The 24,959-nt window shown below is 64.3% G+C and carries 19 protein-coding genes and 1 pseudogene; 13 read left to right on the forward strand and 7 right to left on the reverse strand.

Annotation, left to right across the window (positions count from 1 at the left end; translation table 11 throughout):
• Positions 1-46: 46 nt before the first annotated feature.
• Positions 47-895 (forward strand): patatin-like phospholipase family protein, encoded by an 849-nt coding sequence (locus tag C5N93_RS20080; protein ID WP_150720732.1) that lies wholly within the window; start codon positions 47-49, stop codon positions 893-895.
• Between the two features lie 162 nt (positions 896-1,057).
• On the opposite strand, the gene C5N93_RS20085 is transcribed toward C5N93_RS20080, so the two are convergent.
• On the reverse strand, positions 1,058-2,068 hold the full coding sequence (locus tag C5N93_RS20085) for a D-2-hydroxyacid dehydrogenase family protein (RefSeq protein WP_242560640.1): 1,011 nt from the start codon (positions 2,066-2,068) through the stop codon (positions 1,058-1,060).
• A gap of 625 nt (positions 2,069-2,693) precedes the next feature.
• Between C5N93_RS20085 and C5N93_RS20090 the strand changes: the two genes are divergently transcribed.
• The 3 genes from C5N93_RS20090 to C5N93_RS20100 all read left to right on the forward strand — a co-directional run bounded on the left by C5N93_RS20090 (position 2,694) and on the right by C5N93_RS20100 (position 5,466).
• Positions 2,694-4,580, forward strand: coding sequence for a phosphoenolpyruvate carboxykinase (GTP) (locus C5N93_RS20090; RefSeq protein WP_242560641.1), 1,887 nt, complete (start codon positions 2,694-2,696; stop codon positions 4,578-4,580).
• Positions 4,581-4,820: 240 nt separating this feature from the next.
• Complete coding sequence (locus C5N93_RS20095; RefSeq protein WP_242560642.1) at positions 4,821-5,027, forward strand: hypothetical protein; 207 nt, start codon at positions 4,821-4,823, stop codon at positions 5,025-5,027.
• Between the two features lie 19 nt (positions 5,028-5,046).
• Positions 5,047-5,466: a type II toxin-antitoxin system VapC family toxin gene (locus C5N93_RS20100; protein WP_242560643.1), complete on the forward strand. Its 420-nt coding sequence runs from the start codon at positions 5,047-5,049 to the stop codon at positions 5,464-5,466.
• 17 nt (positions 5,467-5,483) lie between these two features.
• Here the strand turns inward: C5N93_RS20100 and C5N93_RS20105 are convergent, their stop codons facing one another.
• Together C5N93_RS20105 and C5N93_RS20110 are read right to left on the reverse strand one after the other, a co-directional pair.
• Positions 5,484-6,116 (reverse strand): response regulator transcription factor, encoded by a 633-nt coding sequence (locus tag C5N93_RS20105; RefSeq protein ID WP_150720735.1) that lies wholly within the window; start codon positions 6,114-6,116, stop codon positions 5,484-5,486.
• Positions 6,113-7,498: a cache domain-containing protein gene (locus C5N93_RS20110; RefSeq protein WP_242560644.1), complete on the reverse strand. Its 1,386-nt coding sequence runs from the start codon at positions 7,496-7,498 to the stop codon at positions 6,113-6,115. Before C5N93_RS20110 ends, C5N93_RS20105 begins: the two co-directional genes overlap by 4 nt.
• Before the next feature lie 342 nt (positions 7,499-7,840).
• On the opposite strand from C5N93_RS20110, the gene C5N93_RS20115 reads away from it, so the two are divergent.
• Together C5N93_RS20115 and C5N93_RS20120 are read left to right on the forward strand one after the other, a co-directional pair.
• Positions 7,841-9,907 (forward strand): carbon starvation CstA family protein, encoded by a 2,067-nt coding sequence (locus C5N93_RS20115; RefSeq protein ID WP_242560645.1) that lies wholly within the window; start codon positions 7,841-7,843, stop codon positions 9,905-9,907.
• A 27-nt stretch (positions 9,908-9,934) separates the two neighbouring features.
• Positions 9,935-10,132 (forward strand): YbdD/YjiX family protein, encoded by a 198-nt coding sequence (locus tag C5N93_RS20120; protein WP_150720738.1) that lies wholly within the window; start codon positions 9,935-9,937, stop codon positions 10,130-10,132.
• Positions 10,133-10,359: 227 nt separating this feature from the next.
• Here C5N93_RS20120 and hemN read toward each other — a convergent pair whose 3' ends face one another.
• A complete protein-coding gene (gene hemN / locus C5N93_RS20125) occupies positions 10,360-11,886 on the reverse strand; it encodes an oxygen-independent coproporphyrinogen III oxidase (RefSeq protein WP_242560646.1) in 1,527 nt (508 codons plus the stop codon).
• A gap of 445 nt (positions 11,887-12,331) precedes the next feature.
• Here hemN and C5N93_RS20130 point away from each other — a divergent pair, with 445 nt between their 5' ends.
• Positions 12,332-13,306: a LysR family transcriptional regulator gene (locus C5N93_RS20130; RefSeq protein ID WP_069340564.1), complete on the forward strand. Its 975-nt coding sequence runs from the start codon at positions 12,332-12,334 to the stop codon at positions 13,304-13,306.
• Between the two features lie 127 nt (positions 13,307-13,433).
• Here the strand turns inward: C5N93_RS20130 and C5N93_RS20135 are convergent, their stop codons facing one another.
• The 3 genes from C5N93_RS20135 to dprA form a co-directional block, all read right to left on the reverse strand.
• Entirely contained in the window at positions 13,434-16,133 is a 2,700-nt protein-coding gene (locus C5N93_RS20135; protein ID WP_242560647.1) for a DNA topoisomerase III, read from the reverse strand.
• 282 nt (positions 16,134-16,415) lie between these two features.
• Positions 16,416-16,853 (reverse strand): thioredoxin family protein, encoded by a 438-nt coding sequence (locus C5N93_RS20140; protein ID WP_242560648.1) that lies wholly within the window; start codon positions 16,851-16,853, stop codon positions 16,416-16,418.
• A complete protein-coding gene (gene dprA / locus C5N93_RS20145; RefSeq protein ID WP_242560649.1) occupies positions 16,850-18,181 on the reverse strand; it encodes a DNA-processing protein DprA in 1,332 nt (443 codons plus the stop codon). The genes C5N93_RS20140 and dprA overlap by 4 nt, the downstream gene beginning before the upstream one ends.
• Positions 18,182-18,313: 132 nt before the next feature.
• Between dprA and def the strand changes: the two genes are divergently transcribed.
• The 6 genes and pseudogenes from def to C5N93_RS20175 form a co-directional block, all read left to right on the forward strand.
• Positions 18,314-18,817, forward strand: coding sequence for a peptide deformylase (gene def / locus C5N93_RS20150; RefSeq protein WP_242560650.1), 504 nt, complete (start codon positions 18,314-18,316; stop codon positions 18,815-18,817).
• Between the two features lie 175 nt (positions 18,818-18,992).
• On the forward strand, positions 18,993-20,720 hold the full coding sequence (locus tag C5N93_RS20155; protein ID WP_242560651.1) for a glycosyltransferase family 39 protein: 1,728 nt from the start codon (positions 18,993-18,995) through the stop codon (positions 20,718-20,720).
• A 65-nt stretch (positions 20,721-20,785) separates the two neighbouring features.
• Positions 20,786-21,763, forward strand: a complete 978-nt coding sequence (fmt, locus tag C5N93_RS20160; RefSeq protein WP_242560652.1) for a methionyl-tRNA formyltransferase — start codon at positions 20,786-20,788, stop codon at positions 21,761-21,763.
• Positions 21,764-21,977: 214 nt separating this feature from the next.
• Complete coding sequence (gene htpX / locus C5N93_RS20165; protein WP_242560653.1) at positions 21,978-22,838, forward strand: zinc metalloprotease HtpX; 861 nt, start codon at positions 21,978-21,980, stop codon at positions 22,836-22,838.
• Positions 22,839-22,913: 75 nt separating this feature from the next.
• Positions 22,914-24,227, forward strand: coding sequence for a 16S rRNA (cytosine(967)-C(5))-methyltransferase RsmB (gene rsmB / locus C5N93_RS20170; RefSeq protein WP_242560654.1), 1,314 nt, complete (start codon positions 22,914-22,916; stop codon positions 24,225-24,227).
• Positions 24,228-24,319: 92 nt separating this feature from the next.
• Positions 24,320-24,820, forward strand: a pseudogene (locus C5N93_RS20175) (DUF4390 domain-containing protein); the annotation flags it as partial.
• Between the last annotated feature and the right edge of the window lie 139 nt (positions 24,821-24,959).

The following is a 24,959-nucleotide window of genomic DNA, read 5'->3' on the forward strand; positions in this document are numbered from 1 at the left end:
GACATCCTTCGCCGGGTGACGCGGCAAGCCAGCATCGGGGGACCAGGTGTTCGATCAGATCGTATTTGCCGGCGGCGGGAATCGCTGCTGGTGGCAGGCAGGATTCTGGGAGCGGGTGGCGCGCGACGTGCCACTGCGTCCCCGCGTCATCACGGGCATTTCAGCCGGTGCGGCCACGGCCTGCATGCTGCACATGCGGGCCTCGGACTGGGTGATGGACTACTACCGGCAGGCGCTTGCGAACAATCGGAAGAACGCCTACTGGGGCAATCTGCTGCGGCGCGAGCGGGTGTTTCCGCATTACCGCATCTACCGGCAGGCGCTGCTCGACATCTACGACGGTCAACTGGACAAACTTGCCGCAGGTCCCGAGATTCGGGTGGGCGTGTCGCACATCCCGCGCTGGCTCGGACCTCGCACGGCGACGGCGGCCGGACTGGTCGCTTACAACATCGACAAACATTGGCGTCGCACGCTGCATCCGACGCTCGCACGCAGTCTCGGGTTTCGTCCCGAATTCGTGCGGGCGCAGGACTGCCGGACGACGACGGAGCTTGCCGATCTGATGCTGCAATCGTCCTGCACCCCGCCGTTCACGCCGATCTTGCGACGCGAGGGACGCGCGGTGCTCGACGGTGGCATGGTCGACAACGTGCCCGTCGATGCCCTGGATGCGACGCCGGGGCAGGTGTTGGTGCTGGTCACGCGGCGCTATCCGCGTCCGCAGATATTCACGCAGCACCACGGCGGGCAGGACCGGCTGTATGTGCAGCCGTCCGAGCCCGTGCCGATTTCCAGTTGGGATTACACGCGGCCCGAGATGATGGGGCCGGCGTTCGCGTTGGGACGCAAGGATGGCGAGACGTTCCTGCGGCATCTGGAGACGATGCGATAACTTCGTCGCGTCACCGCGTCACCGCGTCATCGCGTCATCGTCGGTCGCGTGCCGGGCATTGCACGCAGAGCGCCCGGACGCGGTGGCTGGAACCGGCTGGCCAGACTCAGTGAGCCAAACTCAGTGAGCCTGACTTAGTGTGCCAAATTCAGTGCGCCAGATTCAGCGCCCGAAGCCGAGCAGTGCGGCGGGGTTCGCCACGTGCGAGCGGTCGCCGTTCAGGAAGTTGACGATGTTCTCGAACGCCACGCGGAAGTACAGTTCGTAGCTTTCGCGCTCCACATACCCGATGTGCGGCGTGCAGACACAGTTCTCCAGACGAAGCAGCGGGTTGCCTTGCAGAATGGGTTCGCTTTCGAAGACGTCGATGGCCGCCATGCCCGGACGCGCCCGGTTCAGCGCGGTAATCAGCGCGTTTTCCTCCACCAGTTCCGCTCGGCTCGTGTTCACGAACAGCGCGGTCGGTTTCATCTGCAACAGGTCTTCGAGTTTGACGAGATGACGCGTCTCGTCATTCAGACGCAGGTGAAGCGAGAGCACGTCGCTTTGCGTGAAGAGTTCTTCCTTGCTGTTCGCCACGCGCAGGCCGTCGGCGGCAGCGGCCTCGCGCGAGCCTTCACGACCCCACACCATCACTTCCATGCCGAACGCCTTGCCATAACCGGCGACGAGCCGGCCGATCTTGCCGTAGCCCCAGAGGCCGAGCGTCTGAGCGCGCAACACCTGACCGAGACCGAAGTTCGGCGGCATGCTCGACGACTTCAGCCCCGACTGCTGCCAGGCGCCGTGCTTGAGGCTGGAGACATACTGCGGAATGCGACGCTGGGCGGCCATGATGAGCGCCCAGGTGAGTTCTGCCGGTGCGATGGGGGAGCCGACACCTTCTAGCACGGCCACGCCGCGTGCGGTGCAGGCGTCGATGTCGATGTGATTGCCGGCGCGTCCCGTCTGGCTGATGACACGCAGGCGGGGCAGCTTGTCGATGAGTTGTGCCGTGATGGCGGTGCGTTCACGGATCAAAACGAGCACTTCGGCTTCGCCGACCCGGGCGGCGAGTTGCCCGACGCCCTTCACCGTGTTGTTGAAGACCTTGACGTCATGACCGGCCAATAGAGAGAAGCAATCGAGCTTGCGAACGGCATCCTGATAGTCGTCGAGAATGGCAATTTTCATGGCAAAACGTAATCGATTCGGCGCAGAACGACGGCGTTCTGCGCAGACGGAACAATTGTCGGAGCCTGTCCCGCTGGACAGGCCTGCTTGTTCTTGAAGTGGGCGGCTCCAGCCGGGACGAGCCCAGCGCCAGCCTTGTTGCGACGCAGCACCGGCGCAATTTATGCGGTGGTATGCTGACGCCTCGTTTTGCATAGTATGGCAGGTGTCCTGGCAACCATGGCGAAACCGCCTAAACACAATGGCGAAAAATCGAACCCACCCCGCAAAAGCAAGTCGGAACCGGTGAGCGAGACGCCTGATGCGCACGTATCGTTGCGCGTGTTGCCCCCTGCCTCCTCGTATGTTTCGTGCGTGTCGCCGTGCGCGTCTTCCGATGTTCCGGACCTGTATGGCATGCACCACGTTCCGTATCTCTGGCGGCCCGAGCCGGCGTGCGCGCAAGCGCGATATGCCGACGATGTGTGCCGGGGCAGTAACGCCCGTCCGGTATCCCCAACCGGATCGGCTGCCCGGCAACGCGCGGTGCCCGCATGGTGCTCTCAAAAAAGGACGGCCGGTGTTCGCACCGACCGGCGCCTGAACGTCCACTTCGATTTCCCGACTTTGCATGGAGACAACCCCCATGACGCAAGCCAGTGTGAGCGCTAATGCGCTCAACGCCTCCTCCTCGTCCAATGTTGCTACGCGTGATCTGCCCGCCTGGGTGCGTCACCGCAAGCTGATCGACTGGGTCTCGCATATCGCGGCCATCACACAGCCGGAGCGCGTGGTCTGGTGCGATGGTTCCCAGGAGGAATACGACCGTCTGTGTGAGCAGATGGTGACCGCCGGCACGATGAAGCGGCTCAATCCCGCCAAGCGCCCCAATTCGTTCCTCGCGTTGTCCGACCCGTCGGACGTGGCGCGCGTGGAAGACCGTACGTTCATCTGTAGCGAGAAGCGTGAAGACGCCGGCCCGACCAATCACTGGATCGATCCGCGCGAGATGCGTACCACGCTCGACGGTCTGTTCCAGGGCTGCATGCAGGGCCGCACGATGTACGTCGTGCCGTTCTCGATGGGCCCGCTCGGCTCGCCGATCGCGCACATCGGCGTGGAGCTGTCCGACACGCCTTACGTCGCGGTGAACATGCGCATCATGACGCGCATGGGCCGCGCCGTGTACGACGTGCTGGGCGACGACGGCGAGTTCGTGCCGTGCGTGCATACCGTCGGCAAGCCGCTCGCGGCGGGCGAGAAAGATGTGGCCTGGCCGTGCAACAACACGAAGTACATCGTCCACTTCCCGGAGACGCGTGAGATCTGGAGTTACGGGTCGGGATACGGCGGTAACGCGCTGCTGGGCAAGAAGTGCTTCGCGCTGCGTATCGCATCGAAGATGGGCCGTGACGAAGGCTGGCTCGCCGAGCACATGCTGATCCTTGGCGTGACCTCGCCCGAGGGCAAGAAGTATCACGTGGCGGCAGCGTTCCCGTCGGCGTGCGGCAAGACCAATTTCGCGATGCTGATCCCGCCGAAGGGCTTCGAAGGCTGGAAGGTCGAGACCATCGGCGACGACATCGCGTGGATCAAGCCGGGCAAGGACGGGCGCCTGTACGCGATCAATCCGGAGGCCGGCTTCTTCGGCGTGGCCCCGGGCACGAGCCAGAAGACGAATCCGAACGCCCTGGCGACGCTTGGCGAGAACGTCATCTTCACGAACGTCGCACTGACGGACGACGGCGACGTCTGGTGGGAAGGCCTGACGGACACGCCGCCGGCGCACCTGATCGACTGGCAGGGCAAGGACTGGACGCCGGAGAGCGCAAAGGAGACCGGTCGCAAGGCGGCGCATCCGAACTCGCGCTTCACGGCGCCGGCATCGCAGTGTCCGTCGATCGACGCCGACTGGGAGAACCCGGCCGGCGTGGCGATCGACGCCTTCATCTTCGGCGGTCGCCGCTCGACGACGGTGCCGCTGGTGACCGAAGCGCGCGACTGGACCGAAGGCGTGTACATGGCGGCGACGATGGGCTCGGAGACGACGGCCGCTGCGGCCGGTCAGCAGGGCGTGGTGCGCCGCGATCCGTTCGCGATGTTGCCGTTCTGCGGCTACAACATGGCCGACTACTTCCAGCATTGGCTCGACACCGGCGTCCATCTCGACAAGACGGGCGCAAAGCTGCCGAAGATCTACTGCGTGAACTGGTTCCGCAAGGGCGCGGACGGCAAGTTCGTCTGGCCGGGCTTCGGCGAGAACATGCGCGTGCTCGCGTGGATGCTGGGCCGTATCGACGGCGCAGCGCAGGGTGTCGAGAACGCGTTCGGCATCACGCCGCGTTACGAAGATCTGAACTGGAACGGGTTGTCGTTTACCTCGGCACAGTTCGACGACGTGACGTCGATGGACGATGCGGCATGGCACGAGGAGCTGAAGCTTCACGCTGAACTGTTCGACACGCTCAAGCATCACTTGCCGCAAGCGTTGCTCGATACGAAGGCTGACATCGAGCGTCGACTGAAGTCGTGAGTCGTGAGTCGTGAGACGTTGCGTTGATGGCGCGCCACTCGCACGCCATTGACGACTCGCAACACGATCCCGCCGGGGGCAACATCGGCGGGATTTTTTTTGCCTTGTGAACCTTCCGAAAGGCGCGTCGGCAGCGGCGTCGACCGGTTTTCGATAGTCCTCCGGTGCTAGCATTTCTTTCGTCGTTCGAGTGTGTATTTCGGGCGACGATTATCGTTTATGCGCAGATGGAGGTGATGAATGCACACGATGTTGATCGAAGGGATTGACGAGCCATTGATGCGCTCGATCCGGTCGCGGGCGGCGAAGGCGGGCATGACGCCCGAGGAGGAAGTACTGAAAGTGCTGAGTGATTTCGCGAGAACGCCGAGGTTTATCGACATTGGAGACGCGATCCTGAATTTCCCGAATGTCGGGCTCGATAGCGATTTTGAACGCGTCAACTAATGTCGTGCCGGATAGCCACATGTACCTGTTGGATACAAACGTGATCAGTGAGTGCAGGAAGCAGGGTGGGTGCGACGATGGCGTGCAACGGTTCGTCCGGCATACGACGCGTCATGCCATTCCTCGTTTCCTGTCAGTGATTACTCTTGGAGAGCTACGGCGCGGCGCATTATTGCTGCGCCATCGGAACGATCCGCATCAGGCAACGCTCGTGGATAACTGGGTAGAGGCGGTGCGCTGTGATTATCTCGAACGGATACTTCCCGTCGATCTGAGCATCTGCAACGTTTGGGCGCGCATGCGCGTGCCTCACCAACAAGGCGCCATCGACAAACTGATCGCTGCGACTGCGCTTGTACACAAACTCATCGTCGTCACCCGCAACGTGAAAGATTTTTCCGGCACTGGCGTAGAGGTGTACAACCCTTTCGCGCGGTAGATCCACGCGCGAGAGGTTTACAGCCGGTTCTCCACGGCGAACTTGATCAATTCCGCTTGCCCTTCGATACCGAGCTTGCGTTTGATGTTGAGTCGATGGGTTTCGACCGTGCGCACGGACAAATCCATCTCCAGTGCGATTTGCTTGTTCGCGAGACCGTGCGCGATGCGCGTGAGGATCTCCCGCTCGCGCGGGGTGAGCGAATCGATGGGGGCGTGTGACGTCGATGCCTGTACGACGCGTGCGGCGATCGCCGCGCTGTAGTACGCCTCGCCACGGGCCACACGCTCGATGGCCGTCACGATTTCGTGAGCGGGGGCGTCCTTGAGCACGTAGCCACGTGCCCCGGCGCGTACGGCCTGGCGCACATACTCCGCGTTGTCGTGCATCGACAGAATCAGCACGGCGATGTGCGGAAACTGATCGCGAAACTGCGCCGTCAACTCGATGCCGTTCGTGCCGCGCATGCTGATGTCCATCAGCGCGAGATCGGGGGATGACGTCTTGGCGCGCGTGAGAGCTTCCTGCGCGTTGCCCGCTTCGCCGACGACCTGCAAGTTGGGCGAGGCGTCGAATCGGGCGCGCAGCCCGTCGCGCACGAGCGGATGGTCGTCGATCAGCAGGAGGCGGATGGGATGGGTTTGCGTCATTTGCGGGAGGTTGCGCGAAGTGCCGCTTTCATCGCGGCGGGCGTGAGCGGAACCCACGCGCTGATGGTAGTGAGGCCGGGCCACGACTGGATGCCGAGTGCACCGCCCACGGCGTCGAGACGTTCGCGCATATTGCGCAAACCGATGCCGTGACGCGGGTCGTGATGTACGTCGGTGACGTCGAAACCGCGTCCGTCGTCGGCGATCGATAAATGAATGCCGTCGGGCTTGAAGATGAGCAGAATCGAGACTCGTGAAGCGTGCGCATGGCGCTCGATATTGGTCAACGCTTCCTGCGCGATGCGATAGAGCATCGTCTTGATGTTGTCGTCGAGCGCAAGCGCTTCGCCCTCGACGTTCATGTCGACGGGCAGCCCTGCGTGCGAGCCGAACTCACGCGCGAGTTGATCGATGGCGGCGGCGAGACCCAGGTCGTCGAGCATCGCCGGACGCAGCGCCTGTGAGATGCGACGGACCTCGCCGAGCGTGCCGTTCAGCCGTTCGATGGCGACACCGAGGGTGGTGCTCGCCGCAGCGGGAGAGCCAGGCAATCGCATCGACGCGGATTCGAGCAGCAGCTTGACCGAGACGAGCAACTGGCTGATGCCGTCGTGCAGTTCTCGCGAGATGCGTGCGCGTTCGAGCTCCTGCGATTCGACCACCTGGCGCGCAAGCTGGCGCAGCTTCGCGTCGGCCGTCTTGAGTTCGGTGATGTTCACGACCAGTCCGCACAGGCCGACGATGGCGAGACACGACGATGCGATGAGCGTGATCCAGATCAGCGTGCGGTCGATATTCGCTTGCGCGCGGTCGTCCGATTCGCGCAGCGTGGCCTCCACGTCGTCAAGGTAAATCCCTGTGCCGATCATCCAGTTCCAGCGCGGCAGGGCGATGACGTAGCCGAGCTTGGGCGTCATTTGCTGACGGGAAGGCTTCTCCCAGGCGTATTGCACGTAGCCGCCCCCGGCGCGCGCGGCGGCGATCAGACGCTGAATCGTGGGGGCACCTGACTCGTCCTTGAGCGACCAGAGATTGTGGCCGACCAGTTCCGGCTGACGCGGATGCATGAGGCTGCGGCCTTCGAGGTCGTAGACGAAGAAGTAGCCGTCCTTGCCGAACTCCATGCGCGCGAGCGTGGCGAGCGCAGCTTCGCGCGCAGCGGGCGTGTCGGGGCCGTCGTAGAGCGGCTCGATGGCGTTGCGCGCAAGGCCGACGTAATGCAGCAGCTCGGCCCGCTTGTTGGCCAGCGATGTGGTCTGCACGGCGTCGTGCTGCGCGCGTGAGAGCTCGTTACCCTGGTGTCGCACGGCCAGCGCGATGGCGACCATGGCCAGCGCGACGGGTAGGAGCGACAGGACGAAAAATTTCTGTCGGAGATTCATGGCATTCGTTGAGCTTGCAATGCCGCATTACGCAGGTTTCAGCGGGCTGACGCGACGTGAGGTTACGTAATAGCACGTAGCGTTCCTGCGTAGTTTCGCGCTTGTGGCACGACGGGCAAACGCCAATACTACACGCCGAATCGTGGCCGAGGCTGGCTGCCGTCACACCCCGAAGAGGGAGATGCACAGCGAGCCGATGTAGCGCGCCGCGTTTCGGCATGGACTCACAACGGGTCCACGACGCCCACACGGCGTCACACCAAGAGGCGGAATCGTGCCAAAACGGCGCGGTCCCGGGATTGCTGCCCAGCACACCAATGCGGGCAGTTCCGAGGAGAGACAATGAATCGCATCTGGCAACAACTGCCCTGGGCAGCGGTGGCCGTCGTCGGCGCGTGCGCGCTCGGCACGGTGGCTCTATCGCGCGGCGAAACCGTCAGCGCACTCTGGATCGTGATCGCAGCCATCTGCGTGTATCTGATCGCGTATCGCTTCTACAGCAAGTTCATCGCCACCCGCGTGGCACAACTCGACGGCACGCGCATGACGCCGGCATGGCGTCATAACGACGGTCTGGACTACGTGCCGACCAACCGCTATGTGCTGTTCGGTCACCACTTCGCCGCGATTGCCGGCGCAGGGCCGCTCGTGGGGCCGGTGCTGGCCGCACAGATGGGGTATCTGCCCGGCATGCTGTGGATTCTCGCGGGCGTGGTGTTTGCCGGCGCCGTGCAGGACTTCATGGTGCTGTTCATCTCCACGCGTCGCGACGGCCGCTCGCTGGGCGACCTCGTGAAGGCCGAGCTCGGCATGATCCCCGGCGTGATCGCGCTGTTCGGCGCGTTCCTCATCATGATCATCATTCTCGCCGTGCTGGCGCTGATCGTGGTCAAGGCGCTGACCGGCTCGCCGTGGGGCACGTTCACCGTCGGGCTGACGATCCCCATCGCGCTGTTCATGGGCGTCTATACGCGCTTCATTCGTCCGGGCCGCATCGGCGAAGTGTCGATCATCGGCTTCGTGATGCTCATGGCCGCGATCTATTTCGGTCAGAGCGTGCACGACAGCGCCGCGCTCGCGCCGCTGTTCACGTTCGACGGCAAGCAACTCACGTGGATGCTGATCGGCTACGGCTTCGTGGCATCGGTGCTGCCGGTGTGGCTGCTGCTCGCCCCGCGCGACTATCTGTCGACGTTCCTGAAGATCGGCACGATTCTGGCGCTCGCGATCGGCATTCTGGTCGTCGCCCCTGAACTGAAGATGCCTGCGCTCACGCAGTTCGTCGATGGTAGCGGTCCGGTCTGGTCAGGCAAACTGTTCCCGTTCCTCTTCATCACGATCGCGTGCGGCGCCGTGTCCGGCTTCCATGCGCTGATCTCATCGGGCACTACGCCCAAGCTGCTCGACAACGAAGTCAACGCGCGCTTCATCGGTTACGGCGGCATGTTGATGGAATCGTTCGTGGCGATCATGGCGCTGGTGGCGGCATCGGTGATCGATCCGGGTGTCTACTTCGCGATGAACAGTCCGGCAGCCGTGATCGGCACGACGCCGGAAGCGGTGGCGCAAGTCGTCTCGGGCTGGGGATTCTCGATCACGCCGGACGTACTGACCGCAACCGCGCAAGCCGTCGGCGAGAACACGATCATTTCGCGCGCCGGTGGGGCACCGACGCTGGCCGTCGGCATGGCGCACATCCTCCATCAGGTGGTGGGCGGTGAAGCGATGATGGCCTTCTGGTATCACTTTGCGATCCTGTTCGAAGCGCTTTTCATCCTGACGGCAGTCGACGCAGGCACGCGTGCCGGCCGCTTCATGCTGCAAGACCTGCTCGGTACGTTCGTGCCGTCGCTCAAACGCACGGAGTCGCTGCCCGCCAACCTGATCGCCACCGCGCTGTGCGTGGCGGCGTGGGGCTACTTCCTGTATCAGGGCGTGGTCGACCCGCTGGGCGGCATCAACACGTTGTGGCCGCTGTTCGGTATCTCCAACCAGATGCTGGCCGCCATCGCGCTGATTCTGGCGACGTGCGTGCTATTCAAGCTCAAGCGCGAACGCTTCGCCTGGGTCACGGTCTTGCCGACGCTCTGGCTGCTCGCCTGTACGCTCACGGCGGGATGGCAAAAGATGTTCGACCCGGATCCGAAGGTCGGCTTCCTCGCCCACGCAGCGAAGTACCAGACGGCGCTGGCCGACGGCAAGCTGCTCGCACCGGCCAAGTCGGTGGCGCAGATGAAGCAGATCGTGTTCAACGACTACGTCGACGCTACGCTCGCCGGTGTGTTCATGTTTGTCGTGGTGGCCGTGGCGGTGTTCGGTTTGCGCACGATTCTGGTCGCACGCCGTGCCAACCATCCGACGGCCAGGGAAACGCCGTTCGAGCCGATGCCGGCAGGCCGTCAGGTCTGACGTCGACGTTCTTGTACAGGAGAGGTCATGCTCGATGAAGTCGGCAAGGTCGGACGGTATCTGGGGCAGGCCATGCGGTTGATGGTCGGTCTGCCTGACTACGAGACGTACGTGGCGCACATGGAGGCCACGCATCCGGATCAGCCGGTCATGAGCTATGAAGCGTTCTTTCGTGAACGGCAGGAAGCGCGCTACGGCGGCAAGAACGGTGGCCGCTGCTGTTGATCGCGAGGGTGGACTCGGTGGTGCCGGGTTCGCGCGGTTTGTCCGGATCGTCTGGATCGGACGAGTCGTCTGATTTGTCCGATGTCCCCGATTCGGCGGCATGATCGATCACCCGTCGATCACGTCGCTGATAAAAAAAACGCCTGATGGAGATCCCATCGGGCGTTTTGCTTTTTGCGACGTCATTTCAATGCGGCGCCTGTCGCATCAAGAGCCATCCGCTGGCATCACATCACTTTCGCGCATCGCGCGTTGGCGGCACTGCGACGGTAGCGGTCGAACACTTGCGCCACCACGCGTACCAGCAGGCGACCGGCCGGCAGCACGCGCAGCCCTTGTGCGTCGACGGCGACAAGACCATCGTATGCCAGATCCACCAACTCGCCGAGTTCGTCTGCGAAGTACGACACGAAATCGATGCCATGCGCTTGCCCGACGGCGCCGAAGTCGAGCGACATGTGACACATGAGTCGCGAGATGACATCGCGGCGGATGTGATCGTCTTCGTCGAGCTGCACGCCGCGCACAATCGCAAGCGCGCCCGCGTCGATCGCTTCGTAATACGCCTTCAAGGTCTTCGCGTTCTGCGCGTAGCTGTCGCCGATGCGGCCGATGGCCGACATGCCGACGCCGACGAGATCGCAATCGGCCCGCGTGCTGTACCCCTGGAAGTTGCGATGCAACGTACCGGCCGCCTGGGCGAGCGCAAGTTCGTCATCGGGGCGCGCGAAGTGATCCATGCCGATGTAGACGTAACCGGCATCGGTCAGCCGGGCGATGATCGTTTGCAGCAGCGCGAGTTTTTGCGGCCCGTCGGGCAACGAATTCGGCAGGCAGCGCTGCATCTTGAATTGCTGCGGCAGGTGGGCGTAACTGAACACCGACAACCGCTCCGGCGCCATCTCGATCACCGCGTCCAGCGTGTTCGAGAACGATACCGTCGTCTGATGCGGTAATCCGTAAATCAGATCGAAGTTGACGGATTTGAAGCCGCACTCACGGGCGGCCTCCAGTGTGGCTTCGACCAGTGCACGAGGCTGCACGCGGTGAATGGCTTCCTGAACGCGTGGATCGAAGTCCTGCACGCCGATGGACAACCGGTTGAACCCGAGCGCACGCAGCGCACGGATCGACGCGGGACCCGCGCTACGTGGATCGATCTCGATCGAGTACTCGGCGCTGTCGTCATGAACCATCACGAACTGACGGTCGATGGCGTCGATGAGCGATGCGATCTGTTCCAGCGACAGGAAAGTGGGTGTGCCGCCGCCCCAATGCATCTGGGCCAGCGTGCGGCCGGCGCCGAGCAGCGATGCCTGTCTGGCGATCTCCGTATGCAGACGCGCCACGTAGGCATCGGCATGGGCGCGATTGTTCGTAACGATTTTTGTGCACGCGCAGTAGAAGCACACCGTGTCGCAGAACGGCACGTGGAGATAGAGCGAAATCGGTTTGCCGGTGCGTTTGGACTGGGCGGCGGCGCGGGCGTAATCGCTGACGCCGAAGTCGTCGCGGAACTGGAGCGCGGTGGGGTAGGACGTGTAGCGGGGGCCGTTGACATCGTAACGGCCGAGCAGACGGGCATCGAACTGAATCGGCGCGGGCGAGGCGCCGCGTGACTGACAGGTCGACGTGCCGTGGGCGTGTTTCGTCTTGCCGGACCCGTGGGAGGTACACCCGGGACACAGTTTGCCGGCCTGCGGATCGTCGGGCGCGTTGGCGCAAGGCGTCGACAAAATGGGGATGGAATGCATGACGAGGCCTGTAACAGTCGGTGATATTCGACTCTATCTGTGCACCGAACGACGCGCCGTGACCTGCGTCAAATACCCGGCTGGCGGCTTGGCTTGCGCGCGACCAAGGTGCAATTCGACGCAACGGTGCGTAAAACGATGCATCGGAAGGGCGTTTGCGCGTTGTCGTGCGCGTGCGGCATGACTGTCATGCGTCGAAATCATTGCCGCGGCAGGCAATTTTTCGTTGCCTACGGTAAGCTACGCCCTAATTACACTTAGCCTACCGCTTCATCGAAGTCCCCCGCCGTGCCGATCGCTTTGGCGGCATGCGCGAGGCTCGCTCCGGACCGTCCGGGGCGGCGGTCCGACCGGTGCCTGCGGGTATGCGCAGCACCGGTATGTCGCCGGTCCGCCCCTACTCGTTGTTGCCGGAACGGCGCGGCAAATCACGACTGGAAACAACATGGACCGTCTGCAATCGATGCGCGTTTTCGTCAAAGTGGCCGATAACGGGAGTTTTGCCCGTACGGCCGCCCAGATGGATCTGTCTGCCGCTGTGGTCACGCGGCACGTCGCGGAACTCGAATCGCATCTCGGCGTTCGCCTGCTCAACCGCACCACCCGCAGCCTGTCGTTGACCGGCGCCGGTCAGGTGTACCTCGAACGCTGCCGGCAGATCATCGACGAAGTCGACGAAGCCGATGCCCTCATCTCCAGCGCCTCACGTGATCCGAAGGGGACGCTGAAGGTCGTTGCCCCTGTCTCGTTCGGCGTGCGCAACCTCGCGCCGCTGGTCAAGAAATATCAGGAATTGCACCCAAAAGTCGTGGTGGACCTCACGCTGACCGACCGCGCCGTCGATCTGGTCGAGGAGGGCTACGATTGCGGGATCCTGCTCACGCGCATGATCAACAGCGAAAGCCTGATCTCGCGGGTACTGGCGGAAACGCGCGTGATGCTATGCGCCTCGCCCGCGTACATCGCCGAACATGGCGAGCCGGTCACGCCGCAGGAATTGGGCGAGCACGGCGTGCTGGGCCTACCGAGCGAATTCTGGAGCGACGATCGTGTGTTCGCCGGGCCGGATGGTGAAGTCCGGGTACGCGTGCAGAACAAGCTCATCTGCAACAACACGGCGCTGCTGCGTCAGTCGGTGTTGCTGGGGCACGGGATTGCGTTCCTGCCGTCGTATCTCGTGGGGAACGACGTGCGCGACGGCGATCTCGTCGCCCTCATGCGTAATTATTCCCAAACGCCCATCGACGTCTCGCTCGTCTATCCGAGCCGCAAGTATCTGTCGGCGAAGACGCGCGGCTTCATCGACCTCACGGTCGAGTATTTCCGCCAGAACGAAGGCATTTCGGCCGCCGAGCGCTGGGTGCCTCCGAAGCTGTCGTCCGGCGCACCGGCCGCACCCACGAGCGAAATGCCGGTGTGAGGTGTCGCGTGAGGTATTGATCGCGCCAGATGGCAAAACGGCCACTCCCGTGAGGAAGTGGCCGTTTTTCATTGCCCCGGTGATCCGGGGCGCCATCGCAATGACGCTAGCGATGGCGGGGTGAGGCTTAGAACGGTGCGTCGTCCTCGTCGAAGGCCGCATCGTCGCCCTTGCCGGCAGTGGCCGACTTGGTCGCGGGTTTGGCCTTCGCGGTCGTCTTTTTGGCAGCGGCCTTCTTGGCCGGTGCCTTGGTCGCAGCGGTCTTGGCGGCAGTCTTGCGAGCCGGCGTGGCCTTCTCTGCGCCTTCTCCGTCCTGCTGGCCGTCGTCTGCCTTCGCAGCCGTCTTCTTCGGCGCCTTCGCCTCGAATTCGAAGCCGATCTTGCCGTCCTTCTGCTTGGCCAGATAGGCCTTGAACGTGCGACCGGTGCGCGACGACTTGAAGTTCGTCAGCAGGTCCGTCTTGCCCTCGGTGAGCAGCTTGTGAATCTGCTCGCGCGAGATTTCCTGCTGGAGAATCACCTTGCCCGACGTGAAATCGCAAGTCTTCGGGTTGGCCACGGCGTTCTCGCACACGTAGCGCATGCCGTGCTCGAACACGCGCCCATTGCACTTCGGGCAATGACCGACCGGCTCCTGGCCCGTGAAGTCCGGCGCTTCGCCGTCTTCGTCGCCGTTGTCCTGACCGAAGTCGAATTCGAGCTTGTAGCCCATTTCGTCATCGGGCGAGAGCTTGATGATGGCCGAGAACGGACGTCCCATCTTGCTGCGGAAACCCGACAGCGGACCGATGGTCTTGTTGCGCAGCAGTTCTTCGACTTCCGGAATTTCGAACTGACGTCCGCCCGGGATCTTCGAGATCGAGAAGTTGCAGTTCGTGCAGGCGAAGCGCCGGTAGTTCTCCTTGACCACGCCGCCGCAATGCGGGCACGGCGTGCTGAGCGTCGCGTAGTCGCCGGGGATGGTGTCGGAGTCGTATTCCTTCGCACGCTTGACGATGGTCTGCGTCATTTGGGCGATCTCATGCATGAACTCGTCACGCTTGAGGCCGCCGCGCTCGATCTGCGAGAGCTTGGCTTCCCATTCGCCCGTCAGTTCGGGCAGCGTGAGTTCGTCCACGCCGAGGCCGCGCAGCAGCGTCATCAACTGGAACGCCTTGGCCGTCGGATGCAACTCACGGCCTTCGCGCACGAGATACTTTTCCGTGAGCAGACCTTCGATGATCGCCGCACGCGTGGCTGGCGTGCCGAGGCCCTTGCCGGCCATCGCTTCGCGCAGTTCGCCGTCTTCGACGAGCTTGCCCGCGCCTTCCATGGCGGAGAGCAGCGTGGCTTCGCTGTAGCGTGCAGGCGGTTTGGTTTGCAAACCGACCGCCGCGACCTTGTCGACGCCGACCTTCTCGTTCTTGGCGACCGGCACGAGGTTCGGTTGCTCTTCCTTCGCGGCCTTGCCGTCGTCGGCGCCTTCCTTGCCGTAGATAGCCAGCCAGCCGGCCTGCACGAGCACCTTGCCTTCGGTCTTGAAGTGATGACCGACCACTTCCGTGATGCGGGTCGTCACCTGATACTCGGCCGCCGGGAAGAACACCGCCAGGAAGCGTTTGACCACGAGGTCGTACAGCTTCTGCTCCGGCTCGGAGAGGTTCTTCGGCGCCTGGAGCGTCGGGATGATGGCAAAGTGATCGCTGATCTTGCTGTTGTCGAAGATCCGCTTGTTCGGCTTGACCCAGTCCTTGTTCAGGACCTGGTTGGCGAACTGGTGATAGTTGTTGCTCTCCTTGAGCACCGCCATCGTCTCTTTGACGGTCTCAAGATAGTCTTCCGGCAGCGCACGGGCGTCGGTACGCGGGTACGTCAGCACCTTGTGCTTTTCATACAGCGCCTGCGCCAGACCGAGCGTGTTCTTGGCCGAGAAACCGAAGCGGCTGTTGGCCTCGCGTTGCAGGCTCGTCAGGTCGAACAGCAGCGGCGAGAGCTGGCTCGACGGCTTCGACTCTTCGGTGACGGTGCCATGCTTGCCGCGTACGGCGGCGACGACCGATTCGGCCGCAGCCAGACTCCACAGACGCGAATCGCGCTGCTCGGGGTCGAATTCGTTGCGCTTGAAATTCGGGTCGAACCAGCGGCCTTCATAGAAGCCGGCGGCGGCGACGAACTCGGCCTTCACTTCCCAATAGTCGCGCGACACGAACTTGCGAATCTTCTCTTCGCGTTCGACCACGATCGACAGCGTGGGCGTTTGCACACGACCCACGGTCGTCAGGAAAAAGCCGCCGCCCTTGCTGTTGAAGGCGGTCATGGCACGCGTGCCGTTGATCCCGACCAGCCAGTCGGCTTCGGCACGGCTGCGCGCAGCGTCGGCCAGCGGCAGCATGTCGCCGTCCGTGCGCAGGCGCGTGAAGCCATCGCGGATCGATTGCGGCGTCATCGACTGGAGCCACAGACGCTTGACAGGCTGCTTCGCCTTCGCGTGTTGCGCGATCAGACGGAAAATCAGTTCCCCTTCGCGCCCCGCGTCACAGGCGTTGATCAGGACATCCACGTCCTTGCGCTTGATGAGGCGGGTGAGCACCTTCAGACGCGACTCGCTCTTGGCGATCGGCTTGAGGTCGAAGTGCGGGGGAATCACGGGAAGGTTGGCGAAGCTCCACTTGCCGCGTTTGACTTCATAGTCTTCCGGCGCGCCGATTTCGACGAGGTGGCCAACCGCCGACGAGACGACGTAGTCGTCGTTCTCGAAGTACTCGTCATGCTTGGTAAAGCCGCCCAGCGCCCGCGCGATGTCATTCGCGACAGACGGTTTCTCGGCAATGATCAGAGCTTTTGACATGACGTTAAGTAATGTTGAGGGGGTGTCGCCAGGCGACATTCGTTGGCTTTATAACATATAGCCAATCCGGCGTTGCCGTCGGATCGGGCACAAGGCGTGCCTGAAAGCGGCACATCATAAGCGCGTCGCAGGCCGGCGGCAAGGGTGGGGCCGGCCCGGCCGCCGTGGCGCTGTGGCACGGCGTCGCAGCGTTTCCGAATGGGGCGCTGCCTCGTTCCGGCAGGTGCTATCGGGCGCCGGGACCGGTCGCCAGGACGCCTGCCGCCATCCATCACACCGCCGTCAATCGGCAAGCAGGTGCTCGCGCAACGCCGGTGCGACCACTGTGGCGTCGCCCAGTACGCCGGCGTCGAGCATTCGCTCCAGAATGCCGATGGCCGGCAGCACGGGGCCGAAGAAGCGGGCCTGCCCGGCGGGCTGGGGCGCGTCCTGAATCAGCAGCGTCGGAAAGTTCTCGATATCGTGGTCGTCCAGCCAGTCGGCGTGCGTTTCGATATCCACCCAGACGAAACACCAGTCGGGATGCTTCGCCGCCAGTTGCTCGAACGTCTGCGCGTATTCACGGCACGTGCCGCACCACGCCGCGCACAGGCACGCCACCAGACGCGGGTTGCCATCGGCCAGCGCAGCGGCAAGCGCGGGACGGTCGGCGACGGGATCGAAAACGGGCATGGTGTCGGGGTATCGGTTCCGGGATTGGGGGGCGGGCAGGGCGCTCATGCAGCCTCTCGCCGGACGAAGCGGCCACCGGGCAGACGGCCGATGCGGCCGTCCAGCTCAAGCACGCCGAGCTGCGACAGCACGGCCGCGACGCTCAGTCCGGTGCGCTCACACAGGGTGTCGGCGCTGACGGGATCATACCCCAGCGCTTCCAGAACTGCTGTCGTGGCCGGTGTCGTCGGCTCGGGGGACATGATGGGGTGGACTGGCGGCATGCCCTGCGACGCAATGTCCATGGCTTCCAGGACATCGTCGGGGGAGGTGGCCAGCGTCGCCCCGTCCCGGATGAGCACGTGGCAGCCCCGGCTCTGCGGCGCGTGGATGGAGCCCGGGACGGCGAGCACGTCGCGTCCCAGTTCGCCCGCCAGACGCGCCGTGATGAGCGATCCCGACTGCGTCGTGGCCTCAATGACCACCGTGCATCGCGCGAGCGCGGCGATGAGCCGGTTGCGCCGCGGGAAGTGCTCGGGCCGGGGCGGGGTGCCGACAGGAAACGCAGAGAGCACCAGCCCGCGCGCTGCAATCTGCTCGGTCAGTGCGCGGTGACGCGCCGGATAGACGACGTCCGCGCCGGTGCCGATGACCGCGCATGTGCCGCCTGCGGTGTCGAGCGCGCCTTCGTGCGCTGCCGCGTCGATCCCGGCAGCGAGCCCCGAGACGACCGTCACGCCAGCGTCGCCCAGCACGCGGGCGAAATGCCGGGCGTTGTCGCGGCCCTGCGGGGTGGCGCGGCGGCTGCCGACCAGCGCTGCCGCGCGCGCTCCGGCGGGACCGGCGCGATTCGCGAGTCCGGCGTCGCCCCGGCAGTACAACACCGGCGGTGGGTCGCCGAGCGTCAGTAGCGCACGGGGATACGCCGCCTCGGACAACGTGACGACGGCACATCCCGGACGTTCGGCCCATTCGAGGGTAAGGACGATCTGTGCGAGCAGTTCTGGCGATGTTCGCGCCAGCAGGCGTGCCGCGACGTCCGCCGGAACGACGTCCGTCAATGCGGCGCGCGAGGCGCCGAAGATCGCAGCGGGCGGGCCGAAGGCCGTCAACAAACGGCGCACCGCAGCGGGCGGCACGCCGGGCGTATGGCACAGCCGCAGCCAGTCCTTGATTTCCTCACGATCGGCACCGATCTGTGAGGCAGGCGGTGAGCGATCCGCTGTCGGTTCCCGTGCGGACGTCGATTCGACGTGCGTGACGTTTGTGAGGTTTGTGACGTTCGCGTCGGTGCCGGCGCAGGAATGGCCGGTGAGGCCGACAGGACGGGCATCGCCGACGGTTGGGGGCGTTTCGACCGCCAGCACCGGCGGAAGCGCTATGCTAAAATTTTTCATCATCCGGTAAGCATTGACCGGGGGGCCAGAGCAGGCGAAGCGCGCGACAGCGTTTCGCCACGCACCCAGCCATCGCAAGATTGTGCGTTGGCGGCGGCCCGTGAGGCAATGCGGCGAATTCCCGTTTTCATCATGGCATTACTACCCATTCTTCAGTATCCCGATCCGCGTCTGCACAAGGTGGCCAAGCCGGTCGCCGAGGTTGACGACCGGATCCGTCAGCTCGTCAAGGACATGGCCGAGACCATGTACGACGCCCCCGGCATCGGCCTCGCCGCCACGCAGGTCGACGTCCACGAACAAGTCATCGTGATGGACCTCTCGGAAACGCGCGACGAATTGCACGTGTTCATCAACCCGAAGATCGTCTGGCGCAGCGACGAACAGAAGGTCTACGAAGAGGGCTGCCTCTCCGTGCCGGGCATCTACGACGAAGTCGAACGTGCCGATCGTGTGCGCGTGGAAGCGCTCGACGAGAAGGGCGAGAAGTTCGTCATCGACGCCGACGACCTGCTCGCCGTGTGCATCCAGCATGAGATGGATCACCTCAAGGGGCGCGTGTTCGTCGAGTACCTCTCGCCGCTCAAGCGCAACCGAATCAAGTCAAAGATGAAGAAGCAGGCCGAGCGCGCCTGAGCGTCTTCCGACCTTCTTCCGCCGTCTTCCTGCCTGAAAGGGCCGCCCGCCGTGGGCGCGCCCGGTAAAGTCCTCTATACTTGCAGCGCTCGCGGGCCATGCGCCCGCCTTCTGCTGCTGCGACGGGGCGTCTCGAACGTCTGCCGTCGGGCCAAACTCCCGACTGTCTGCCGAGATGTCCATCGCTACCCATACGCCACCTGCGTCAGCTTCATCCGCCTCGTCGTCTGCGTCCCGAACCCGAACGATCTTCTGGCTGAGCGCAGCGCTCCTGTTTGCCTTTCTGCTCGCCGGTCTGTTCGACCGCGATCCGTGGAAAGCCGACGAGCCGTATTCGGTCGGCATGGTGCTGAACTTCTTCCGCGGGCACGACCTGATCGTGCCGCGCGTGGGCGCCGACCCCTTCGTGGAAAAGCCGCCGGTCATGTACTGGACGGGCGCGTTGTTCGCCCGGCTGACGTCCGGCGTGCTTCCGGTCTTCCAGGGCGCGCAGATCGCCGTGCTCGTGTGGCTCGTCATCGCCGTGCTCTGTGTGGGACGTCTGGCACAGCGACTGCACGGCACCGACCGGTTCAACTGGCTCGCGCCGATGCTCATGGTCGGCAGCTTCGGCGCCATCGAAAACATCCACAAACTGACGGCAGACGTGCCCCAACTGGCCGGGGCCGCACTCGCACTGGCCGCGCTGGCGCGTCTGGCGAGAGCCGAGAGCGCCATGCGCCCGTGGGGCCTGCTGTTCGGCACGGGCGCGGGTATCGCGTTCCTCAGCAAGGGGCTGCTGGTGCCGGGCGTGCTCGGGCTGACCGCGCTGGCCGTGCTCGTTCTGCCGGCCTATCGCACGCGCCGCTACGCGGCGGCGCTCGGCTGGGCGGTGCTCGCCTCGCTGCCGTGGCTGATCATCTGGCCGGTGCTGTTCTGGCATGCGTCTGAGCCGCTATTCATCGAGTGGTTCTGGGATAACAACTTCGGGCGCTTCTTCGGGTTCGTCCATCTCGGTGGTGAGCGCAAGTCGTACTGGAACGACGTGACGAGTCTGCTGGGGCTGACCTTCCCCGCGGGCTGGCTCGCCATCGGTGCGCTGGTGGCGCAGTTGCGACTGGGCGGCGTGCGGCGTTTCGTCGCCGAGCGCCCCGAACTCGCCATGCTGTGGCTGTATGTCGCGCTGTTCGTACTGACGCTGGTGGTGTCGTCGGCCATCCGCGATATTTATATGTTGTCGCTGTTCCCCGCGATCGCGGTGCTGGGCGCGGGCGTGCGTCTGCCGTCGTGGCTGGAGAAGACATGGTCCGGCGTGGCGCTTGTCCTCATGAGTGTGCTGGGCCTTTTCCTCTGGGCACGCTGGGGCTTGCAACTGACCGGCAACGGTCATGTCGCGGCCGGTCCGATCGGCAAATGGCTGCCGCTCGACTACGTGATGCCGTTCTCGCCGGGTCTGGTGCTTGCGGCACTCGTCATCGCCGGATTGTGGGTGACGGCCATCGTGCGTCGCCGTCAACTCGGCGCGCTGGTCTTCGGATTCGCTGGCCTGTTGTTCGTGTGGGGCACGCTCTCGACGTTGTTGCTGCCCTGGGTCAACGAGGCACGTAGCTATCGCACGCCGTTCGCGGCCCTCGGTGAGGTGCTGGCAAAGGCGCCGAAGACGGGGGCTTCCGAAGCGAGCACTTGCGTCGGATCGTTCAATGTCGGCGAATCGGAGCGCGGCATGCTCGACTATTTCATCGACGTGCGTCCGGTGCAGTTGACGAGTCTGGCGGAGGCGCCGCGCTGCGGCAGGTTGCTGGTGCTCGACAAGGCCAACGCCCGCATTTCGGTGCCCGGTGGCTGGCAGGAAATCTGGCAAGGCGGACGCGCAGGCGATACGAACGAGCGTTTCCGGGCCTTCGTCCGGTCGGCTGTCCAGTAAGCCGACGCCGACCGTTCGTTCGCGCCTATCCAAGTATTCAAGCTGTCCGCAGGAGGAAGTCCATCATGACGCTTCGCATCGTTTTCGCCGGTACGCCGGAATTTGCACAAACCGCGCTCGCCGCCATCGATGCTGCTGGCTTTCCTGTTGAGTTGGTGCTCACTCAGCCGGATCGTCCCGCTGGACGAGGAATGAAGCTGCAAGCCAGTCCGGTCAAACGTTATGCGCAGGAACACGGCATGCCGGTGGCGCAGCCGCCCTCGCTGCGACGCAACGGGAAGTATCCGGAAGACGCGTCGGCGGCCATCGACCAGTTGCGCGCGCTCGCGCCGGACGTCATGGTCGTGGCGGCCTACGGCCTGATCCTGCCGCAGGAAGTCCTCGACCTGCCGCGCTACGGCTGCCTGAACATTCACGGGTCGTTGCTGCCGCGCTGGCGCGGCGCGGCGCCGATCCATCGCGCCATCGAGGCGGGCGACGCCGAGACCGGCATCACCATCATGCAGATGGACGCCGGCCTCGATACGGGCGCGATGATCCTGCGCGAAGCCGAGCCCATCGGGCCGGAAGACACCACGGCCACGCTGCACGACCGCATGGCGGCGCTCGGCGGCAAGCTGATCGTTGACGCCCTGCAACAGCTCGCACGCGACGGCCATCTGCCGTCCGAGGCGCAGCCCGAAGCCGGGGTGACCTACGCCGAGAAGATCGCCAAGCAGGAAGCGGCGCTCGACTGGCACAAGTCGGCCGAGGTGCTGGCCCGTCAGGTGCGGGCGTTTGACCCGTTCCCCGGCGCGTTGGGCACGGTGCACGACACGCCGGTGAAGCTGTGGCGTGCCAGCCCGGTCGCAGGCAAGTCGGGGGTGACGCCGGGCACGGTGCTGGAAGTGAGCGCTGACGCCATCGTGATCGCCTGCGGTGAAGGCGCGCTGCGCGTGACCGAATGCCAGAAGCCGGGCGGCAAGCGCCTGCCGGTGCGCGAGTTCCTCGCCGGGTTTGCGTTGGCGGCGGGTGACGTCTTTACGTCGGGCGCATCGCGTTGAATTTATTGGGATGACGGCGTTCTGGACATCAAAACAGTACGAAAATGGCGTAAAACGTCGTTGAAGTCGCGTTGAATCGCATCGAACGTCTGAAAAAATGCCCGGCTGAACACGTCGGGCGTTGAATTTTCGGGATGCGCCGCCATCTAACGCCCGAGGACACGCAAAGTGCGTGACTTCCTGAGGTCATCAAGAATTTGCAGAGGAGAACACCATGTTCAATTGGATGAAGACCACCCTGCTGATGGCGGCCATCACCGCGTTGTTCATGGTGGTGGGCGGCATGATCGGCGGCAAGCAGGGCATGATGCTCGCGCTGGCGTTTGCGCTCGCGATGAATTTCTTTTCGTACTGGTTCTCGGACAAGATGGTGCTGCGCATGTACAACGCGCAGCAAGTTGACGAGACCAGCGCACCGCAGTTCTACAACATGGTGCGCGAACTGGCGCAGCGTGCCGGACTGCCGATGCCGAAGGTGTACCTGATCAACGAGGACGCCCCGAACGCATTCGCCACCGGCCGCAATCCGGAGAACGCTGCCGTGGCGGCGACGACCGGGATTCTGCGCGTGCTCTCCGAGCGTGAGCTGCGCGGGGTGATGGCGCACGAGCTGGCGCACGTGAAGCATCGCGACATTCTCATCTCGACGATTTCCGCGACGATGGCCGGTGCGATTTCCGCGCTTGCGAACTTCGCCATGTTCTTCGGCGGGCGCGATGAGAATGGTCGTCCGGCCAATCCGATCGCCAGCATTGCGGTGGCGATTCTCGCGCCGCTGGCCGCGTCGCTGATCCAGATGGCGATCTCGCGTGCCCGTGAGTTCGAGGCGGACCGGGGCGGCGCCGAGATCTCCGGCGACCCGCAGGCGCTAGCGATGGCGCTCGACAAGATTCATCGTTATGCGCAGGGCATTCCGTTCGATACGGCCGAGCAGCACCCGGCCACGGCGCAGATGATGATCATGAATCCGCTGTCCGGCGGCCGACTCGCCAATTTGTTCTCGACGCACCCGGCGACGGAAGAACGCGTTGCGCGTCTGATGGAGATGGCCCGCACCGGGCAATATCCCGTCTGATATCCTGTCGCCCGACAGCCGTCCGATAGTCCTCATGCCCGCCGTCGCGCGGGCATGTTCGTTTTCAGAATGCCCATGCCGCAACCGAGTCTGCCCACCGAATCCCTGGCCTACGCGCTGCAACGCGCCGCTCAGGCCGTCGAATCCGTCCAGAAGGGCACCGCTTTGCCGCAGGCGCTTGCACAGGCGACCGTCCAGTGCGCACCGACCGTGCGCGCCGCTGCGCAGGATCTCGCTTACCGTGCCGTACGGCGTCTGGGTAGCAGCCGGGCGCTGCTCGCGTCGCTCGTCAAACCGACGCTTCAGGCCCGTGTGCGCGACATCCTGCTGTGCGCCCTCGCATTGCTGCAAGACGAGCCGGACGGCGCGGCATACACCGAATTCACCGTCGTCGATCAGGCCGTCGAGGCCATTGCCGCACAACGTCGGACCGTGGCGGCCAAGGGGCTCGCCAATGCGGTACTGCGGCGCTTTCTGCGCGAACGTCGCGAACTGATGGCAGCCATCGCCTCGCAACCCGAAGCCCGCTGGAACTACCCGGCGTGGTGGATCGATACCGTGCGCGCAGCCTACCCGGATCAATGGGAGACGTTGCTGAGCGCGGGCGACAGCCGGGGTCCGATGACGCTGCGTGTGAATACGCGTCGCGTCAGCGTTGAGACGATGCGCGCGAATCTGGCCGCCGCGGGCATGGACGCGGAGGTGATCGGTCCGGTCGCGCTGCGTCTGGCGCAGGCCGTGCCGGTGGATCGCCTGCCGGGTTTCGCCGACGGCTGGGTGTCGGTGCAGGATGCGGGCGCGCAACTGGCGGCGCCCCTCGTGCTCGGCGAGCAGCCGCGCGCCGGCATGCGTGTGCTGGACGCCTGCGCGGCGCCGGGCGGCAAGACTGGTCACCTGCTGGAAATGGCGGACGTTCACGTCACGGCGCTCGAATCCGATCGCACGCGCGTGCCGCGCATCTACGAGAACCTCGAACGTCTGGGGCTGGAAGCCGACGTGCGTATCGGCGACGCGGGCACCCCGTCGAAGTGGTCGGGCGGCGGTTGGGACGGCGTGCCGTTCGACCGGATTCTGGCGGACGTGCCGTGCTCGGCCGCCGGTATCGTGCGTCGCCATCCTGACATTCGCTGGTTGCGTCGCGAGGCCGACATCGCCGCGCTGGTCGAGGAGCAACGTCGCATTCTGCTGGCCCTCTGGGAGACGCTGGCCGTAGGCGGCGAACTGATCTACGCGACGTGCTCCGTCTTTCCATCGGAAAACGAACAACAAGCGCAATGGTTTGAACGGGTTCGCGCAGATGCGGTACGATTGGACGCTCCCGGGCAACTGCTGATGACGCCCGGCGGTGCCCACGACGGCTTCTACTACGCTCGTTTCCAGAAACGGTGACATTCTCCCAACGGCTACTGGCCTGCCTGCTGCCGCTGCTGCTGAGCGTCTTCGCGCTCGGCTATGCGGCACCCGCGCGCGCCGAAAACGATATCCAGGTGCGCGAGGCCCGGCTAGAACCGTCCGACGGTGGCTGGACGCTCGACGCACGCTTTGCCTTCGAGCTCAACAGCAGTCTCGAAGACGCCGTCAATCGTGGCGTCTCTCTGTACTTCACGACAGACTTCGAACTCACGCGCTCGCGCTGGTACTGGTTCGACGAGAAGGTCGTGAATACGTCGCAAAGCGTACGGTTGTGGTTTCAGCCGCTCACGCGTCAGTACCGTGTCTCCAGCAATAACGGCAACAGCAACAGCGGCGGTCTGCAACTCGGCTTCGGCTCGTTGCGCGAAGCCCTCGCGCTGGTGCGCAACGTCAGCGGCTGGCGTGTGATCGACAAGGGCGTGGTCAAGCCGGGCACGCAGTATCAGGCGTCCGTGCGCATGCGTCTGGACAATGCCCTCATGCCCAAGCCGTTCCAGATCGACGCCGTGAACAACCGCGACTGGAACCTCAGTTCGGACTGGGCCCGCTTCCTGTTCTCTCCGGCACAACCGTCGTCGGCGGCGAGCCTCTCGTCACCGACGCCGCCGTTGGCTGGCACGGTGTCGATGCCCGTGTTGCCCTCCTCGCGTCTGTCGCTCGCGCCGCCCGGCACGTCGACCGGCGGCGGGTTGTCGGGACTGACGGCGA

The sequence above is a fragment of the Pandoraea sp. LA3 genome, assembly GCF_022696215.1.
In the GTDB taxonomy this organism is placed as follows: Bacteria; Pseudomonadota; Gammaproteobacteria; order Burkholderiales; family Burkholderiaceae; genus Pandoraea; species Pandoraea capi.

Excerpts from the sequence above, each read along its gene's own strand:
- C5N93_RS20085 (WP_242560640.1), bottom strand. The coding sequence starts at position 2,068 with ATGAAAATTGCCATTCTCGACGACTATCAGGATGCCGTTCGCAAGCTC.
- C5N93_RS20140 (WP_242560648.1), bottom strand. The coding sequence starts at position 16,853 with ATGAGCGCCCTGCCCGCCCCCCAATCCCGGAACCGATACCCCGACACC.
- def (WP_242560650.1), top strand. The coding sequence starts at position 18,314 with ATGGCATTACTACCCATTCTTCAGTATCCCGATCCGCGTCTGCACAAG.
- hemN (WP_242560646.1), bottom strand. The coding sequence starts at position 11,886 with ATGCATTCCATCCCCATTTTGTCGACGCCTTGCGCCAACGCGCCCGAC.
- C5N93_RS20130 (WP_069340564.1), top strand. The coding sequence starts at position 12,332 with ATGGACCGTCTGCAATCGATGCGCGTTTTCGTCAAAGTGGCCGATAAC.
- htpX (WP_242560653.1), top strand. The coding sequence starts at position 21,978 with ATGTTCAATTGGATGAAGACCACCCTGCTGATGGCGGCCATCACCGCG.
- fmt (WP_242560652.1), top strand. The coding sequence starts at position 20,786 with ATGACGCTTCGCATCGTTTTCGCCGGTACGCCGGAATTTGCACAAACC.
- C5N93_RS20135 (WP_242560647.1), bottom strand. The coding sequence starts at position 16,133 with ATGTCAAAAGCTCTGATCATTGCCGAGAAACCGTCTGTCGCGAATGAC.
- C5N93_RS20095 (WP_242560642.1), top strand. The coding sequence starts at position 4,821 with ATGCACACGATGTTGATCGAAGGGATTGACGAGCCATTGATGCGCTCG.
- C5N93_RS20105 (WP_150720735.1), bottom strand. The coding sequence starts at position 6,116 with ATGACGCAAACCCATCCCATCCGCCTCCTGCTGATCGACGACCATCCG.
- C5N93_RS20110 (WP_242560644.1), bottom strand. The coding sequence starts at position 7,498 with ATGAATCTCCGACAGAAATTTTTCGTCCTGTCGCTCCTACCCGTCGCG.
- C5N93_RS20115 (WP_242560645.1), top strand. The coding sequence starts at position 7,841 with ATGAATCGCATCTGGCAACAACTGCCCTGGGCAGCGGTGGCCGTCGTC.
- C5N93_RS20090 (WP_242560641.1), top strand. The coding sequence starts at position 2,694 with ATGACGCAAGCCAGTGTGAGCGCTAATGCGCTCAACGCCTCCTCCTCG.
- C5N93_RS20100 (WP_242560643.1), top strand. The coding sequence starts at position 5,047 with ATGTACCTGTTGGATACAAACGTGATCAGTGAGTGCAGGAAGCAGGGT.
- dprA (WP_242560649.1), bottom strand. The coding sequence starts at position 18,181 with ATGAAAAATTTTAGCATAGCGCTTCCGCCGGTGCTGGCGGTCGAAACG.
- C5N93_RS20155 (WP_242560651.1), top strand. The coding sequence starts at position 18,993 with ATGTCCATCGCTACCCATACGCCACCTGCGTCAGCTTCATCCGCCTCG.
- C5N93_RS20120 (WP_150720738.1), top strand. The coding sequence starts at position 9,935 with ATGCTCGATGAAGTCGGCAAGGTCGGACGGTATCTGGGGCAGGCCATG.
- rsmB (WP_242560654.1), top strand. The coding sequence starts at position 22,914 with ATGCCGCAACCGAGTCTGCCCACCGAATCCCTGGCCTACGCGCTGCAA.